Origin of the sequence: Subtercola boreus (assembly GCF_003399645.1) — a bacterium.
In the GTDB taxonomy this organism is placed as follows: Bacteria; Actinomycetota; Actinomycetes; order Actinomycetales; family Microbacteriaceae; genus Subtercola; species Subtercola boreus_A.
In genome coordinates, this window is sequence record NZ_NBXD01000014.1 from 311883 (window position 1) to 327472 (window position 15590).

Sequence of the window (15590 nt, forward strand, 5' to 3'; positions counted from 1 at the left end):
CGAGTGTAGGGCGGGCATCCTGCGCCTGCCGCGCGGCGTGCCGGGTGTGCCGGTGCCGGGGCCGTTCGGGCCGGGCGGGTGTGGCGGTGCCGGTGCCGGTGCCGTGTCGGCGTGCCGGGTGTGCCGGTGCCGGTGCCCGGGCCGTTCCGGTCGGGCGGATGTGCCTGTGCCGGGGCCGTGTCGGCCGGGGCCGCTGTGACTTTCGTGCCCGTTTGCAGCGGCACGCGGAGCCCGTACCGGTCAACGTCGGAGGTTCGCTCTAGAGTCGAAAACGTGAACTCAACCGTGCAATCAGTGCCCCTCACGCTGTTCGATGTCGAACCGTCCGAGGTGCTCCCGCACGGCCGCCACGCGCGCTCAGCCGGCCCCGCCGTGCCGGTGCACCGGGGTGGGCGCCCGGGCGCTCCGGATGCCCGGGGTGACGCATCGTCGTCGACCTCCCGAACGTCGACGGCGCTCCTCGCGCCTCTCCTTCCCGACGGGCCCGCGTGGGCGCACCGTCTCGCGGTGTTCGATCTCGAGACCACCGGAATCGACGTTGAGACCAGCCGCGTTGTCACCGCCAACGTCAGCATCATCGACTACACCGGCGCCACCGAGTCGCGGTTCGACTGGATGGCCGATCCCGGTGTCGAGATCCCCGCGGGCGCTGCCGCCATCCACGGAGTCAGCACCGAGCGGGCCCGGGCCGAGGGCCGCTTCGCTGCCGACGTCATCGCCGAGATCGTCGAGACGCTGACCGATGCCCTCGACCAGGGTCTCTCGATCGTCATCTACAACGCGCCCTACGACCTCACGCTCCTCGACCGCGAGGCCCGCCGTTACGGCATCACACCCCTGCGCGAACCCATCCCCGTCGTCGATCCCCTCGTCATCGACAAGGCCCTCGACCGCTACCGCAAGGGCAAGCGCACCCTCGAGGCCGCCGCCCTGCACTACGAGGTCGACCTCTTCGACGCCCACGACGCGGGCGCAGACGCCATCGCGGCGGGCCGTGTCGCCCAGGCCCTCGCCAGCCGCTACCCCGCAGAGCTAGACGTCACCCAGCACCAGCTCCACCACTCCCAGGTCACCTGGTTCGGTGACCAGGCCACCAGCTTCCAGGACTACATGCGCCGCACCAAAGACCCCGACTTCACCGCCCGCACCGCCTGGCCGCTGGGCTAGTCCGCGGCCCCTGCGTTGGGACGCGGGCCCTCCGGGCCCCCGGGTCATCCTGCGGCTCGACCACCCCGGGTCTGGCCTCGGAGGCTCCGCGTGCCCATCCGGGCGGAGCCGAGCCGATCCGTCGCTGAGAGAGGCTCGGTCCGGCTGAACTCGGTCCGGCTGATCTTGGTCCGGCTGAACTCCGTCCGGGCGGTAACGGCCCCCGCACCACAGGCCCGGCACCGACGGTCGGCCCGAGGGTATGCAGAGGGGGTCTCCGAATCGACGTGATCCCGGGTATCCGCGGCACAGAGCGCTACGGATGCCCGTGGTTGCGTCCATTCGCGGCGACAGCAGGAGGAGACCCGATCTGCTCGCGGGCGGCGAGCGTAGACTCGCGGCCATGAAGCGCACAGCGAGTATCCCGAGCGCAGTGGTGGCAGCCGCGGCCGCCGCAGGGCTTCTCGTCGCGGTCACCGCGTGCGGATCGGGTTCCGGTTACAGCACACCGTCGACCGGCGTCGTCACGTTCACACCGACCCCCAGCGCGACGGAGCCCTCGACGCCCCCACCGTCAGTCGCGCCCACGTATTCGCCGGCCCCCACGACGAAGGCCACCACCGCACCGCTCGAGTGAGGGCCACCACCTCACCGCTCGACTGACGGCCACCACCCGCGGCATCCGGCGCCGATCCCCGCCGGTCACGCTCCGGAATCCAGCGGTAAAGGTTTGTGAACGCGCAAAAAGGCGGGCCGCCGAAGCGACCCGCCCTCTTAAGAGATCTGAGGTTACTTGCCGAAACCCTTGTAACGGCTGTTGAACTTCTCGACGCGACCGGCCGAGTCCATGATGCGCTGCTTGCCCGTGTAGAACGGGTGCGACTCGGAAGAGATCTCGACGTCGATGACGGGGTACGTGGTGCCGTCTTCCCACTCGATGGTCTTCTGGCTGGTCACCGTCGAACGGGTGAGGAACGTTGCGCCCGAAGCCAGGTCGCGGAACACGACGGGCAGGTAGTCGGGGTGGGTTTCGGTCTTCATGGGAGATTCCTTGGTGCTGGATCAGCGGGAGGGGTGTGGACGAAAGAATGTGGCGCGAGGGCCAGCTAGAAAGTCTAGCAGAGAAGCGGGCTCAACTCGCGGCGCGCGCCGCATAACGGCCATCGGTCTCGGTGAGCACGATCGGCAGCCCGAACGTCGCCTCGAGGTTGGACTCGGTCAGCGAGGAGGAAAGCGGCCCCGCGGCCACGATCGATGCCTTCGACACGAGGAGCACGTGCGTGAAACCCCGCGGGATCTCTTCGACGTGATGCGTCACCATGACGATCGCTGGCGCAGTAACCGCAGAGGCGTACCCACCCAGAAGCTGCAGCAGTTCTTCGCGGGCACCGAGGTCGAGCGACGCCGCCGGCTCGTCGAGCAGCAGCAGTTCGGGATCGGTCATCACCGAGCGCGCGATCTGCACACGCTTCTGCTCGCCGTCGCTCAGCGACCCGAACTTACGGTCTTCGAGGTGGTCGAGCCGCCACTCGGCGAGCACCCGCTGCGCCCGGCGCAGGTCGATCTCGTCGTACTGCTCATTCCAGCGGCCCGTGACGGAGTACGCCGCCGTCAGTACGACGTTCAGCACGGTCTCATCCGCCGGGAAGCGCTTCGCCATCGCGGTGGATGCGAATCCCACCCGGGGCCGCAGCTCGAAGACATCGACGCGCCCCATGCGCGAATCCAGGATCTGCACGGAGCCCGATGACGGGTGCACCATCGCCGAAGCGAGGTTCAGCAGCGTGGTCTTGCCTGCACCGTTCGGCCCGAGGATGACCCAGCGCTGGTCGTCCTCGACCTTCCAGGTGATGTCGCTCAGGATGCGGTTTCCGTTGCGAACGACCGACACATCTTCGAGGTCAAGAACTGTGGGCATGACCACAACTCTATCGGGCCGAACCGACCGGATCGGGCTGCGGGGAATCTAGATGAGGCTCCGGTAGATCCGTTCGGTCTCCTCGGCGATCTGCTTCCAACTGAACGTGCTTTCGGCCCGCAAGCGACCGTTCGCGCCCATCGTCCGCGCCGCGGCGGGGTCGGCGAGCACCTCGGTGAGAGTACCGGCGAGGTCGCGCACGAAGCGCTCGGGGTCGGTCGGGGTGCCCGTGCCGTCGGTGGCCTGATCGATGGCGACGAGTCGTCCGGTGACGCCGTCGTCGACGACCTCGGGGATGCCGCCGGTCGCCGTTCCGACGACCGGCAGTCCGCAGGCCATCGCTTCGAGATTGACGATGCCGAGCGGCTCATATACGGAGGGGCACACGAACACGGTGCCGCTGGTCAGTACCGCGGACAGGTCGTGCTGGCTGAGCAGCTCGGGAATCCAGATCACCCCGGTGCGCGTCTTTTGCAGTTCGCGAACCCCCGCCGTGACCTCTGCCATGATCTCGGGCGTATCGGGTGCTCCGGCGCAGAGGATGAGCTGAACATCCGGAGCCAGCTGCGAAGCAGCTCGCAACAGGTAGGGCAGACCCTTCTGGCGGGTGATGCGACCGACGAAGACGACGGACGGGCGTGAGGTGTCGATGCCCCAGCGCTCCAGCACTGACGGCTCCTGAACCGGCTTCCACTTAGCAAGGTCGATGCCGTTGTAGACGACGCTGACGCGGTCTTCGGAGATGGAGGGGTACGAGCGCAGGATGTCGTTGCGCATGCCGTTCGACACGGCGATGACCGAGTCGGCGCTCTCGAAGGCGCTCTTCTCGATCCAGCTCGACAGGCGGTACCCGCCGCCCAGCTGCTCGGCCTTCCACGGCCGCAGGGGCTCCAGGGAATGCGCGGTGACGACGTGCGGGATGCCATGCAGCATGGATGCCAGCTGCCCGGCCGCATTCGCGTACCAGGTGTGCGAGTGAACGACGTCTGCACCCGCCACATCGTTCGCGATCTGCAGGTCGGTGCCCAGCGTCGTGAGCGTCGGATTCGCCCCGGCCAGCTCGGCCGGCGGGAGGTAGGAGAACACGCCGGCCTCGGACCGCGGTTGCCCGAAGGCCCGCACCGTCACCTCGATGTTCTCCCGCAGGGCTTTCACGAGCTCGGCGACATGAACACCGGCTCCCCCGTAGACCTCTGGTGGATACTCTCTGGAAATCACATCGACGCGCACAAGGCGAACGTACTCCATTTCGGCCTGTGAAATCGAGGCTCTTCGGTGTCACCCGGCTGCCCTATAGTCGAGCTATGGCTGCATCAAAGAAGATCTTCGGCATCGTCCTAGCTGGTGGAGAAGGCAAGAGGCTCATGCCGCTCACAGCCGACCGCGCGAAGCCCGGCGTTCCGTTCGGTGGCGGGTACCGCCTCATCGACTTCGCCCTTTCGAACCTGATCAACTCGGGACTGACGAAGATCGTCGTGCTGACGCAGTACAAGTCGCACAGCCTCGACCGGCACGTGTCGCAGACCTGGCGACTCTCGGGCCTTCTCGACTCCTACGTCGCATCCGTTCCCGCGCAGCAGCGCCTCGGCAAGCGCTGGTTCAGCGGGTCTGCCGACGCCATCCTGCAGAGCCTCAACCTCATCCGCGACGAGATGCCCGACATCGTGGTCGTGGTCGGTGCAGACCACGTCTACCGCATGGACTTCGCGCAGATGATCCAGGCGCACGTCGCCTCGGGCCTGCCGGCGACCGTCGCGGCCATCCGCCAGCCGATGGAGCTCAGCGACCAGTTCGGCATCATTCAGACCGACCCAGAGAACCCCGCCCTCATCAGTGAGTTCCTCGAGAAGCCGAAGACGGCCGTCGGCATTGCCGACTCCCCCCACGAGGTGCTCGCCTCGATGGGCAACTACGTCTTCAACACCGATGCCCTCATTGACGCAGTCATCCGTGATGGCGAGAAGCCTGACTCCAACCACGACATGGGTGGCGACATCATCCCCGACTTCGTGTCGCGCGGCCAGGCCGGCGTCTACGACCTCTCACACAACGAGGTTCCCGGTGCGACCGACCGCGACCGGTACTACTGGCGAGACGTGGGAACGATCGAGTCGTTCTACGACGCCCACCAGGACCTGATCTCGGCGCTCCCGATCTTCAACCTGTACAACAGCGAGTGGCCGATCTACACGCAGCAGCTCAACTCGCCGCCGGCGAAGTTCGTGCGCGACGCCAAGGGCAACAGCGGAACGACGGTCGAGTCCATCGTCTCGCTCGGCTGCCTCATCTCCGGCGCCCGCATCGAGCGAAGTGTTCTCGGGCCCTGGGTGACCATCGGGTCGAGCGCTCTTGTGCAAGACAGTGTGCTCTTCGACCGCGTGCACATCGAACCCGACGCCGTGATCCGTCGCGCTATTCTGGACAAGAACGTGGTTGTCGCCGCCGGGGCCATGATCGGCATCGACCACGCGCGCGACCGCGAACGTGGGTTCACAGTGACCGACACGGGCATAACCGTGGTCGGCAAGGGAGTACGCGTAGAGCCATGATGAACCAGTTGCTGACTCCGGATGCCCGCACCCACGATCAGCAACTGAACGGTTCTGGCTCCGTGGCATCGCCGGGCGCTCCCACTGTGTCCGCTCTCTCCGAGGTCGCTGCCCCCGGGGTTGCTGCCCCCGAGTTCGCGCCCCCCGCGTTCCTCGTCGTACTCGACGTCGACTCGACGCTCATCGAGAACGAGGTCATCGAGATGCTGGCAGAGTGCGCCGGCAGTCTCGACGAGGTCGCCCACATCACCGAGCGCGCCATGTCGGGCGAACTCGACTTCCAGCAGAGCCTCCGCTCGCGCGTGTCGACTCTCGCGGGGCTCCCTGTCGCCTGCTTCGGCGAGGTCGCCGCGAGCATCCGGGTGACGGATGGCGCTGACGAGCTGGTGGCCGGGCTCCACGCCGCGGGCGGGTACGTGGGGGTCGTCTCGGGCGGGTTCCACGAGCTCGTCGACGATGTGGCCCTCTCGCTCGGCCTCGACTTCTGGAGCGCCAACCGCCTCGAAGTGGCCGACGGAGTGCTGACGGGCACCCTCGTGGGCCCCGTCATCGACGCCGAGGCCAAGGCCTCGGCGCTCGTTGCCTGGGCGGCTGCGGCGGGCATCCCCCTCGTTCGCACCGTCGCCGTGGGCGACGGTGCGAACGACCTCCGCATGATGCACACCGCGGGCCTCTCGGTCGCGTTCAACGCCCGAGAGGTGGTCCGCTCCGCGGCCCACCTCTCGATCGACACCCGCGACCTCTCCCAGCTGCTCCCCCTCCTCGGCCTCCGCGGCTGACCCCCGCGCTGCGCCGCGCCGCCCCGCGCCGCCCCGCGCCGCCCCGCGCCGCCCCGCGCCGCCCCGCTCGCGTGCTCGCGTGCCCCCGTTCGCGTACATGAGACACCTGCGGACACGTGAGACCGGCACGCGGGTCTCACACGTCCGCAACTGTCTCACCACGGCACCACCGGCGCCGCTGCGCGCGACTGTTCGCGGGCCGGGCGAGCGGGCGCGGCGCGGGCGCTAGTGCCCCATGCCGAGGCCGCCGTCGACGGGGATGACCGCGCCCGAGATGTAGGAGGCGTCGTCGGAGGCGAGCCAGGCGACGACACGAGCGACTTCGGAGGCCGTGGCGAAGCGACCCGCGGGGATCTGTTTCTTGTACTCGGCCTGCAGCGCATCCGGAAGCTCGGCGGTCATCTCCGTCTCGATGAACCCGGGTGCGACGACGTTCGCCGTGATGCCGCGGGCACCGAGCTCCCGGGTCACCGACCGGGCGAGACCGACGAGACCGGCCTTTGAGGCCGAATAGTTGACCTGGCCGGCCGATCCGTAGAGCCCGACCACACTCGAGATCAGGATGATGCGGCCGAACCGTGCCTTCAACATCCCCTTCGACGCGCGTTTGACGACGCGGAACGCCCCGGTCAGGTTCGTGTCGATCACGTCGGTGAAGTCGTCTTCACTCATGCGCAGCAGCAGCGTGTCGCGGGTCATGCCCGCGTTCGCGACGACGACCTCGACCGGACCGAGCGCCGCCTCGACCTCGGTGAACGCGGAGTCGACGGTCGCGGCATCCGTCACGTCAGCCCGTACCGTGAGGGTGCCGGCAGGGCCCTCGCCGGAACGCGCGGTGACGGCGACGCGGTGCCCCTGGGCGACGAATTCCGAGGCAAGGGAGTAACCGATTCCGCGGTTGCCTCCGGTGATGAGAACAGTTCTGGGGGTCGTCATCTAACGCCTTTCGGGCTCTTGTCAACTGGTCCCTCAATGGGCCGCATACAAGCATATGGGGCCCACGGGAAGCGTAGGCTTAGATGAATTCCTTCCGACAGGCGGCACACGATGAAGCACGAAACACAGCAGTTCTCCGTGACGAGCCTTCCCGCGAACCCGGCCGACGAACGGCATGCCAGAATGGTGCGCTACACGCTCGCCATGGGCATCCGGCTCCTCTGCCTCGCGGGTCTGCTCTTCGTTCAGGGCTGGTGGTTGCTCATCCTCGGCGTCGCCGCCGTGGTGCTGCCGTGGTTCGCTGTCGTCATCGCCAACACGGGCAAGAACACCCCCGGAACGATGCAGGCGCCCGGCGGCCAGCTTGTTCCCCTGGGCCAGATGCCCCTCCGTGGCGGTGGCCGCGAGACCGGCGGCCGACCCGAGTGAGCCTGCTGGATGCGCTGGGTGGGTCGCCGCTCGGCGGTACTCCCGGCGCGCAGGAGTGTTCGCGCGCGGGCTGCCGCTCGGAGGCGGTCTGGTCGATCGGATGGCGCAACCCCAAGATCCACGCGGCCGACCGCGTCAAGGTCTGGGTGGCATGCGACGAGCACGTCGATTTCCTCCGCGAGTTCCTCGCGGCGCGCGACTTCCCGCTGACGGTCACTGCCCTCCCTTCGTAGGGTACGTATTGTGATCAATCGTCACTAAGCTGTTGCATTACCAGCGGTGCCGGACATTTCCTCTGTAGGGCCCGCACCGTGGGCCCAGAGATGAGGCCAGATGTCTGCACCACCCGACGATCATTTTCGTCAGTCGTATTTCGAGCACTATGCGGCCGTTCTGCGGTTCGTCCGTCGCCGCGCTCACCCACTGAACGTCGACGACATCGTCAGCGAGACGTTCACCGTCGCCTGGGTCAAGCGTCGAACCCTCCCTGCTGAACCACTGCCCTGGCTCTACAAGACTGCGCGGAACGTCATGCTCAACTCGGCTCGCGCCATCGACCGTCAACACGCCCTCGAAGTTCGCATCGCCACCTTCGAGCCCCACTCGGCACCGGATGAATCGGCCGCCCTCGACCGCCACCTCGACGTTCGAGCGGCCTTCGCGACCCTCTCGATCGCCGACCAGGAAGTTCTCGCCCTCGACGTGTGGGAGGACCTCGACGCGCGCTCCGCCGCAGCGGTGATCGGATGCTCGCGGGCCACCTACTCGATGCGCCTCACCCGCGCCCGCCGCCGCCTGGCCGCGCTCCTCACGGAGGATCATGTTCCGTTCGCAGACGCGCGCCGTGCGGCCGGCGCTGCCCTCCCCCAGACTCTTCCGACCCGATGAACAGGACTCCGCACATGACCCTCACCGAATACGACCTCACCGAGCGCCTTCGATCGCTGGACCCTTCTCCGGAACCGACCCTCTCCCAGGGAGATCGCCGTCACCTCGACGAGACACTCCTTCGCATCACGACCGCCACCGTCGAGGCGCCCACCCGCCGGCCGCGTCGTCGACGACTCGCCGTCGGTGCTTTCGGGGTGCTCTCCGTGGCAGCGGTCGCCGCCACGCTGGTGGTCTCGATCAACTCACCCTCGCAGGCCCCGGTGTCGAACTTCGCTCTCTCGGCGAAGGGTGCTCTGGCCAGCTACACGACGACGCCGGTTCCCGTGCCACCGAGCGCCGCCGACCGCAACGCCTGCGGTACCGCGTCGAGTGAGCACGGCAACACTTCGACGGAGGCGGTGCTGACCAGCGAGCAGCGTGGAGATTTTCGGGCAATGATGTTCGCCGACGGCGACACCCACACCGCATTTTGCATCGTGGCTGGAGACAGTGCCCTCTGGATCTCGAACGCGGAGTACCTCAGCACTGCCCCGCCCGAAGACCTTCAGCTCGAGCCGGCGCCGTCCGCAGATGAGATCACAACGGATCTCGGTCGAATGGACAGCCCATCTGACGAATTCGGCATCATCACGTCGATGTCGGGTCGCGCAGGTGACGACGTCACGTCTGTCACTCTCGCGCTCCACGACGGCCGCGTCGTCGACGCCAGCGTCAACAACGGCAGTTGGTCCGCTTGGTGGCCCAGCACGATCGACGCTGCGGTTGATGCAGACTTTCCCGACCGGACCACGTACACCACGGTCGACGGCGTCGAGCACGACGGTCCCGCTTTCGGGGGCTGAGCCGACCCGTCAGGCGAGCTCGATGAGGTCCTGGTACTCCTTGTTCCAGTGGTCCTCGACGCCGTCGGGGAGGATGAGCACGCGCTCGGGGTTCAGGGCCATGACCGCGCCCTCGTCGTGCGAGACCAGAACGACGGCGCCGGCGTAGTTGGCCAGGGCATCCAGGATCTCTTCGCGGGAGGCGGGATCGAGGTTGTTCGTGGGTTCGTCGAGCAGCAGAACGTTGGCGCCCGAGACGACGATCATCGCGAGGGCGAGCCGCGTCTTCTCGCCGCCCGAGAGCACCCCTGCGAGCTTGTGGCCGTCGTCGCCCGTGAAGAGGAACGAGCCGAGCACCCGCCTGGCCTCGGTCTCTGTCAGGTTCGGAGACGACGACACCATGTTCGAGAGCACCGTGCGCTTGACGTCGATGGTCTCGTGCTCCTGCGCGTAGTACCCGATCCGCAGGCCGTGGCCGGGTTCGATCTGCCCGGTGTCGGGCTTGTCGATGCCGGCGAGGATGCGCAGCAGCGTGGTCTTGCCGGCGCCGTTGAAGCCCAGGATGACCACCTTCGAGCCGCGGTCGATCGCGAGGTCGACCGCGGTGAAGATCTCCAGCGACCCGTAGCTCTTGGACAGGTCGCTGGCCATGAGCGGCGTGCGACCGCACGCGACCGGGTCGGGGAAGCGCAGCTTGGCCACGCGATCCACCTCGCGCACCTCGTCGAGACCCGAGAGCATCTTCTCTGCACGGCGCACCATCTGGTGGGCTGCCGCAGCTTTCGAGGCCTTCGCACCGAAGCGGGCGGCCTGCATCTGCAGCACGCCGGCCTTCTTCTCGACGTTGACGCGCTCCTTCTTGCGGCGCTCCTCGTCGCTGGCGCGCTGGCGGAGATAGTTCTTCCAGTTCATGTTGTACGTGTCGATGACCGTACGGTTGGCATCGAGGTAGAAGACGCGGTTGACGGTCTCCTCCACGAGCGCGACATCGTGGCTGATCACGATCAGCCCGCCCTGAAAGCCCTTGAGGAACTCGCGCAGCCAGACGACCGAGTCGGCGTCGAGGTGGTTGGTGGGCTCATCCAGCAGCATCGTGTCTGCACCCGAGAACAGGATGCGCGCCAACTCGATACGCCGGCGCTGCCCGCCCGAGAGGGTCGAGAGCGGCTGGTCGAGGATGTGGTCGGGCAGGCTCAGGTTCGACGCGATCGACGCCGCCTCAGCCTCGGCCGAATATCCGCCGAGAGCGTTGAACCGGTCATCCAGGTTGCCGTACTTCTTCATGGCCTTCTCGACGACCGCAGGGTCACCGGATGCCATGTCGAGCTGTGCCTGCTGCATCTGCAACACGATCTGGCCGAGGTCGCGGGCGTCGAGAATGCGGGTGCGTGCCAGGTCTTCGGGGTTGCCCGAGCGCGGGTCCTGCGGCAGGTAGCCGATCTGGCCCGACATGTCGATGCGACCGCCGTCGGGCTTGAGTTCGCCGGCGAGGGTCTTGGTGAGCGTCGTCTTGCCGGCACCGTTGCGCCCGACCAGCCCGATCTTGTCGCCGGCCGAGACACGGAAGTTCACGCCCTCCATCAGAACGCGGGCGCCGACGCGCAGCTCAAGGTCATGCACACTGAGCACGGGGGTAGTCCAATTCTGATTTCTCGCCGCTACGGCGAAGGTGGGGGTAGAAGCCAAGTATAAATCGTGAACGGAAAACGCCCCGACCGGAACGGATCCGGTCGGGGCGTCGTTGCTTGCCGAGGGCTAGATGGAGAAGCCGAGTGCCCGCATCATGTCGCGGCCGTCATCGGTGATCTTCTCGGGGCCCCACGGCGGCATCCACACCCAGTTGATGCGGAAGGCGTCGACGACGCCGTCGAGGGCCTCGGCGGTCTGCTCTTCGAGCACGTCGGTCAGGGGGCATCCGGCGCTCGTGAGCGTCATCGAGATGATGAGGGCGTCGTTGTCGCCATCCCAGCCGAGGTCGTAGATGAGCCCGAGGTCGACGACGTTGATGCCGAGCTCCGGGTCCATGACATCTTTGAGCGCCTCTTCGATCTGATCGAAGCGGGCGGGCTCGAGTGTGGTCACCATGTCGGACTCCTACTCGACGAGCGATGCCGCGTCGGCGGCTGCGGGAATGTCGGCGAGAAAACGATCGTAGCCCTCGTTCTCGAGGCGCACGGCGAGCTCGGGGCCGCCCTGCTCGACGATGCGACCGGCGACGAACACGTGCACGAAGTCGGGCTGGATGTACTTCAGGATGCGGTTGTAGTGCGTGATGAGCAGCACGCCGAGCCCGGTGTTCGTCTTCGCGCGGTTCACGCCCTCCGACACGATCTTCAGCGCGTCGACATCGAGCCCGGAATCGGTCTCGTCGAGCACCGCGAACTTGGGCTTGAGCAGTTCGAGCTGCAGGATCTCGTTGCGCTTCTTCTCGCCACCCGAGAAGCCTTCGTTCACGTTGCGCTCGGCGAACGCGCGGTCCATGCGCAGTGCCTCCATCGAGGTGCGGACGTCTTTGACCCAGGTGCGGATGGGCGGGGCCGATCCATCGATCGCGGTCTTCGCCGTGCGGAGGAAATTCGTGACGGTGACGCCGGGGATCTCCACCGGGTACTGCATCGCGAGGAAGAGGCCGGCGCGGGCGCGGGCATCCACGGTCGCCGTGGTCATCTCTTCGCCGTCGAGCAGGATCGACCCGCTGGTGACGTGGTACTTCGGATGACCGGCGATCGCATAGGCGAGCGTGGACTTGCCCGAGCCGTTCGGCCCCATGATCGCGTGGGTCTCGCCCTGGTTGATCGTGAGGTCGACGCCGCGCAGGATCTGCTTGGCGCCCTGCTCGGTGTCGACGCTGACGTGCAGGTCGCGGATTTCGAGTACAGACATGGCTTAGCTGATTTCCTTGGTCGTTGAGGGATCTATGTACACATCTCCGTCGACGATGCTGAGCTCGTAGACGGGAACCGGCTCGTAGGCCGGGAGGGTCAGGGGCTTGCCGGTGAGCAGCGAGAACTTCGAGCCGTGGGCCCAGCACTCGAGCGTGTCGTCTTCGACGAAACCCTCGGCCAGCGAGATGTCGCCGTGCGTGCAGGTGTCGCCGATGGCGAAGCACTCCCCCGACGAATCCTTCACCAGCGCGATGGCGACGCCGTCGATCTCGACGCGGACGGCTTCGTTCGGGTTCAGTTCTTCGAGAGCACAGATACGGGTGGCGGCCATCAGGCGGTCTCCTCCGGGGCAGGGGTGGGTGCAGCATCCGGAGCAGCATCGGGCGTGAACGCCGAGACTGAACCAGGCGTCAGGGTCAACTCCGCCTCGACCGCGCGCGACAACCGCTCTTCGACGGCCGGAGCACCGATCTGCTGGATGATCTCCGCGAGGAACCCGCGAACGACGAGTCGACGCGCCTCCTCCTCGCTGATACCGCGCGACTGCAGGTAGAACAGCTGCTCGTCGTCGAAACGCCCGGTCGAGCTGGCATGCCCGGCACCGAGGATGTTGCCGGTCTCGATCTCGAGGTTCGGGATGGAGTCGGCACGGGTGCCCTCCGAGAGCACGAGGTTGCGGTTCTCCTCATAGCTGTCGGTTCCGTCGGCGCTCTGGCGGATGAGCACGTCGCCCACCCAGACCGAGTGCGCACCCTCACCCTGCAGCGCGCCCTTGTACTTGACGCGGCTGCGTGAGTTCTCGGCTTCGTGGTCGATGTAGACGCGCTGCTCGAGGTGCTGCCCGGCGTCGGCGAAGTACAGCCCATACGCTTCGGTCGCGCTGCCGGGAGACGAGAGATGGATGCTCGGGTTCACCCGCACGATCGAGCCGCCGAGCGACACCACGATGTGGCGGAGCGTTGCGTCCCGGCCGACCTGGGCGAAGTGGCTTGCGAGGTGGGATGCTCCGTCATTCCACTCCTGCACGGTGACGACCGTGAGGTGGGCGCCCTCCTTGACCACGATCTCGACGTTCTCCGAGATCCGGGCGTCACCGGTGTTCTCGAGAATGACGACGCCGCGGCTGTTGGCGGCCGCGGTGATCACCGTGTGTGCGGCACGTGGTGCGCTGCCGAGGCCAGAGCGCCGGACGATGTACTCGCTCGTGGGCTCCTCCCCCGTCACGTCGATAGCCAAGGCCTTCTCGAACTGCGACCAGGCGTTGGCGCTGGCCTTGTCTTCGGGCAGGCCCGCAGACGCGATGCGCTCGTCGGTGCGACTGACCCACGACAGGGTGAATCCGTCGACGGGCTCGGCCACGGTGAGCGCAGACTCCAGAACGGACCCGTCGAGCTCACCCGAGATGAGATCGGAGACGAGCTTGATCGGCGTCAGCTTCCAGTCGACCTCGTGGCCGGAGGGCTCATCGAAGTCGGCGACGTCGGCCGAGGTATAACGCTCGGACCGGGTCTGCACCGGGCGCTCCGACCAGGCTCCGTCGGTGTGCGACTTCGAGCCCATCGGGGTGCCGCGGTGACCGCCGGTCGGAGTCTGTCCGCCGGGATCGACCGCCGGGACGGCGATACCGGCCGCCTCGGATGCTGCGGGAACGACCTTTTCGGTCGCCGTGATGTTGCTGGGTACTGCGGACATCTAGCCGACAGGTCCTTTCGGCGCGGGAAGGGTACGGACGGTCATCCGACCGACCCTTCCATGCCCATCTCGATGAGCTTGTTGAGTTCGAGCGCGTACTCCATGGGCAGCTCGCGCGCGATGGGCTCGATGAACCCGCGAACGATCATAGCCATGGCCTCGTCTTCGGGCAGACCGCGGCTCATGAGGTAGAAGAGCTGCTCTTCACTGACCCGCGAAACGGTCGCCTCGTGGCCGAGCTGCACATCGTCGACCCGGATGTCGATCGCGGGATAGGTGTCGCTGCGCGACTGGGTGTCGACGAGCAGGGCGTCGCAGCGCACGGTGTTCGCCGAGTGGTGCGCGTTCTCAGCGACGCGCACCTCGCCGCGGTAACCGGCACGGCCACCGCCGCGGGCGATCGACTTCGAGACGATCGACGACTGCGTGTAGGGCGCCATGTGGATCATCTTCGCGCCGGCGTCCTGGTGCTGGCCGGGGCCCGCGAACGCGACGGAGAGGGTCTCACCCTTGGCGTGCTCGCCGACCAGGTAGATCGACGGGTACTTCATGGTGACCTTCGAACCGATATTGCCGTCGATCCACTCCATGGTCGCGCCCTCGTGGGCGATGGCCCGCTTGGTGACCAGGTTGTAGACGTTGTTCGACCAGTTCTGGATCGTCGTGTAGCGAACGCGGGCGTTCTTCTTCACGATGATCTCGACCACGGCCGAGTGCAGCGAGTCGCTCTTGTAGATCGGGGCGGTGCAGCCCTCGATGTAGTGCACGTACGAACCCTCGTCGGCGATGATCAGCGTGCGCTCGAACTGGCCCATGTTCTCGGTGTTGATGCGGAAGTAGGCCTGCAGCGGAATCTCGACGTGCACGTTCTTCGGCACGTAGACGAACGACCCGCCCGACCAGACGGCCGAGTTGAGCGCTGCGAACTTGTTGTCGCCTGACGGGATGACCGTACCGAAGTACTCGTCGAAGAACTCGGGGTGCTCGCGGAGCGCGGTGTCGGTGTCCATGAAGATGACGCCCTGGGCCTCGAGATCTTCACGGATGGTGTGGTAGACGACCTCGGACTCGTACTGCGCGGCCACGCCGGAGACGAGGCGCTGGCGCTCAGCCTCGGGGATGCCGAGCTTCTCGTACGTGTTCTTGATGTCGTCGGGCAGGTCGTCCCACGTGGTGGCCTGCTTCTCCGTCGAGCGCACGAAGTATTTGATGTTGTCGAAGTCGATGCCCGAGAGGTCTGCTCCCCACGTCGGCATCGGCTTGCGCTCGAACAGGGCGAGGGCCTTGAGGCGGTTCTTGAGCATCCACTCGGGCTCGTTCTTGAGCGTCGAGATACCCGCGACGACCTCGGGTGAGATGCCCCGCTTGGCAATGGCACCGGCGGCGTCGGAGTCGGACCACCCGAACTCGTACACCCCCAGGTTCTGAAGCTCCGGGCGGTCGATGAGTACGTCTGTCATGACTTTCTCCCTTCCTTTTCTGGTACAACATGTCAGGTTCGGAAGGAATTCCACAAAGCGTAGAACATCGAGTCTCGGTATCTA

At 66.7% G+C, this 15590-nt stretch carries 18 protein-coding genes; 8 read left to right on the forward strand and 10 right to left on the reverse strand.

Going from position 1 to position 15590, the window contains the following annotated elements; all coding sequences use genetic code 11:
* The first annotated feature begins 273 nt into the window (after positions 1 to 273).
* Entirely contained in the window at positions 274 to 1167 is an 894-nt protein-coding gene (locus B7R24_RS07570) for an exonuclease domain-containing protein (protein WP_367302613.1), read from the forward strand.
* 382 nt (positions 1168 to 1549) lie between these two features.
* Positions 1550 to 1783: a hypothetical protein gene (locus tag B7R24_RS17305; RefSeq protein WP_147303996.1), complete on the forward strand. Its 234-nt coding sequence runs from the start codon at positions 1550 to 1552 to the stop codon at positions 1781 to 1783.
* Positions 1784 to 1935: 152 nt separating this feature from the next.
* Here B7R24_RS17305 and B7R24_RS07575 read toward each other — a convergent pair whose 3' ends face one another.
* The 3 genes from B7R24_RS07575 to glgA all read right to left on the reverse strand — a co-directional run bounded on the left by B7R24_RS07575 (position 1936) and on the right by glgA (position 4294).
* Positions 1936 to 2187, reverse strand: coding sequence for a type B 50S ribosomal protein L31 (locus B7R24_RS07575; RefSeq protein ID WP_116418344.1), 252 nt, complete (start codon positions 2185 to 2187; stop codon positions 1936 to 1938).
* A 91-nt stretch (positions 2188 to 2278) separates the two neighbouring features.
* Positions 2279 to 3064 carry an ABC transporter ATP-binding protein gene (locus B7R24_RS07580; RefSeq protein ID WP_116418485.1) on the reverse strand — a complete coding sequence of 262 codons (786 nt, stop codon included), beginning with the start codon at positions 3062 to 3064 and terminating at the stop codon, positions 2279 to 2281.
* A 48-nt stretch (positions 3065 to 3112) separates the two neighbouring features.
* Positions 3113 to 4294 (reverse strand): glycogen synthase, encoded by a 1182-nt coding sequence (glgA, locus tag B7R24_RS07585; RefSeq protein ID WP_116418486.1) that lies wholly within the window; start codon positions 4292 to 4294, stop codon positions 3113 to 3115.
* Between the two features lie 74 nt (positions 4295 to 4368).
* Between glgA and B7R24_RS07590 the strand changes: the two genes are divergently transcribed.
* Both B7R24_RS07590 and serB read left to right on the forward strand, forming a co-directional pair.
* Positions 4369 to 5613 (forward strand): glucose-1-phosphate adenylyltransferase, encoded by a 1245-nt coding sequence (locus tag B7R24_RS07590; protein ID WP_116418345.1) that lies wholly within the window; start codon positions 4369 to 4371, stop codon positions 5611 to 5613.
* A complete protein-coding gene (serB, locus tag B7R24_RS07595; protein ID WP_253259327.1) occupies positions 5610 to 6392 on the forward strand; it encodes a phosphoserine phosphatase SerB in 783 nt (260 codons plus the stop codon). The genes B7R24_RS07590 and serB overlap by 4 nt, the downstream gene beginning before the upstream one ends.
* Positions 6393 to 6617: 225 nt before the next feature.
* Here serB and fabG read toward each other — a convergent pair whose 3' ends face one another.
* Positions 6618 to 7328, reverse strand: coding sequence for a 3-oxoacyl-ACP reductase FabG (fabG, locus tag B7R24_RS07600; RefSeq protein WP_116418346.1), 711 nt, complete (start codon positions 7326 to 7328; stop codon positions 6618 to 6620).
* Positions 7329 to 7439: 111 nt separating this feature from the next.
* Here fabG and B7R24_RS07605 point away from each other — a divergent pair, with 111 nt between their 5' ends.
* From B7R24_RS07605 to B7R24_RS07620, 4 genes are all read left to right on the forward strand, one after another.
* Positions 7440 to 7757, forward strand: coding sequence for a DUF3099 domain-containing protein (locus B7R24_RS07605; RefSeq protein WP_116418347.1), 318 nt, complete (start codon positions 7440 to 7442; stop codon positions 7755 to 7757).
* Entirely contained in the window at positions 7754 to 7990 is a 237-nt protein-coding gene (locus tag B7R24_RS07610) for a hypothetical protein (protein ID WP_172582743.1), read from the forward strand. Before B7R24_RS07605 ends, B7R24_RS07610 begins: the two co-directional genes overlap by 4 nt.
* A 100-nt stretch (positions 7991 to 8090) precedes the next feature.
* Entirely contained in the window at positions 8091 to 8645 is a 555-nt protein-coding gene (locus B7R24_RS07615; protein WP_116418348.1) for an RNA polymerase sigma factor, read from the forward strand.
* Positions 8646 to 8659: 14 nt separating this feature from the next.
* A complete protein-coding gene (locus B7R24_RS07620) occupies positions 8660 to 9490 on the forward strand; it encodes a hypothetical protein (RefSeq protein WP_116418349.1) in 831 nt (276 codons plus the stop codon).
* A 9-nt stretch (positions 9491 to 9499) separates the two neighbouring features.
* Here the strand turns inward: B7R24_RS07620 and B7R24_RS07625 are convergent, their stop codons facing one another.
* The 6 genes from B7R24_RS07625 to sufB form a co-directional block, all read right to left on the reverse strand.
* Positions 9500 to 11098: an ABC-F family ATP-binding cassette domain-containing protein gene (locus tag B7R24_RS07625; RefSeq protein WP_116418350.1), complete on the reverse strand. Its 1599-nt coding sequence runs from the start codon at positions 11096 to 11098 to the stop codon at positions 9500 to 9502.
* A gap of 126 nt (positions 11099 to 11224) precedes the next feature.
* Positions 11225 to 11554 carry a metal-sulfur cluster assembly factor gene (locus B7R24_RS07630; RefSeq protein ID WP_116418351.1) on the reverse strand — a complete coding sequence of 110 codons (330 nt, stop codon included), beginning with the start codon at positions 11552 to 11554 and terminating at the stop codon, positions 11225 to 11227.
* 9 nt (positions 11555 to 11563) lie between these two features.
* Positions 11564 to 12352, reverse strand: coding sequence for a Fe-S cluster assembly ATPase SufC (sufC, locus tag B7R24_RS07635; RefSeq protein ID WP_116418352.1), 789 nt, complete (start codon positions 12350 to 12352; stop codon positions 11564 to 11566).
* Between the two features lie 3 nt (positions 12353 to 12355).
* Positions 12356 to 12685, reverse strand: coding sequence for a non-heme iron oxygenase ferredoxin subunit (locus tag B7R24_RS07640; protein WP_116418353.1), 330 nt, complete (start codon positions 12683 to 12685; stop codon positions 12356 to 12358).
* Entirely contained in the window at positions 12685 to 14046 is a 1362-nt protein-coding gene (sufD, locus tag B7R24_RS07645) for a Fe-S cluster assembly protein SufD (protein ID WP_116418354.1), read from the reverse strand. Before sufD ends, B7R24_RS07640 begins: the two co-directional genes overlap by 1 nt.
* Before the next feature lie 41 nt (positions 14047 to 14087).
* On the reverse strand, positions 14088 to 15506 hold the full coding sequence (gene sufB / locus B7R24_RS07650) for a Fe-S cluster assembly protein SufB (protein WP_116418355.1): 1419 nt from the start codon (positions 15504 to 15506) through the stop codon (positions 14088 to 14090).
* Between the last annotated feature and the right edge of the window lie 84 nt (positions 15507 to 15590).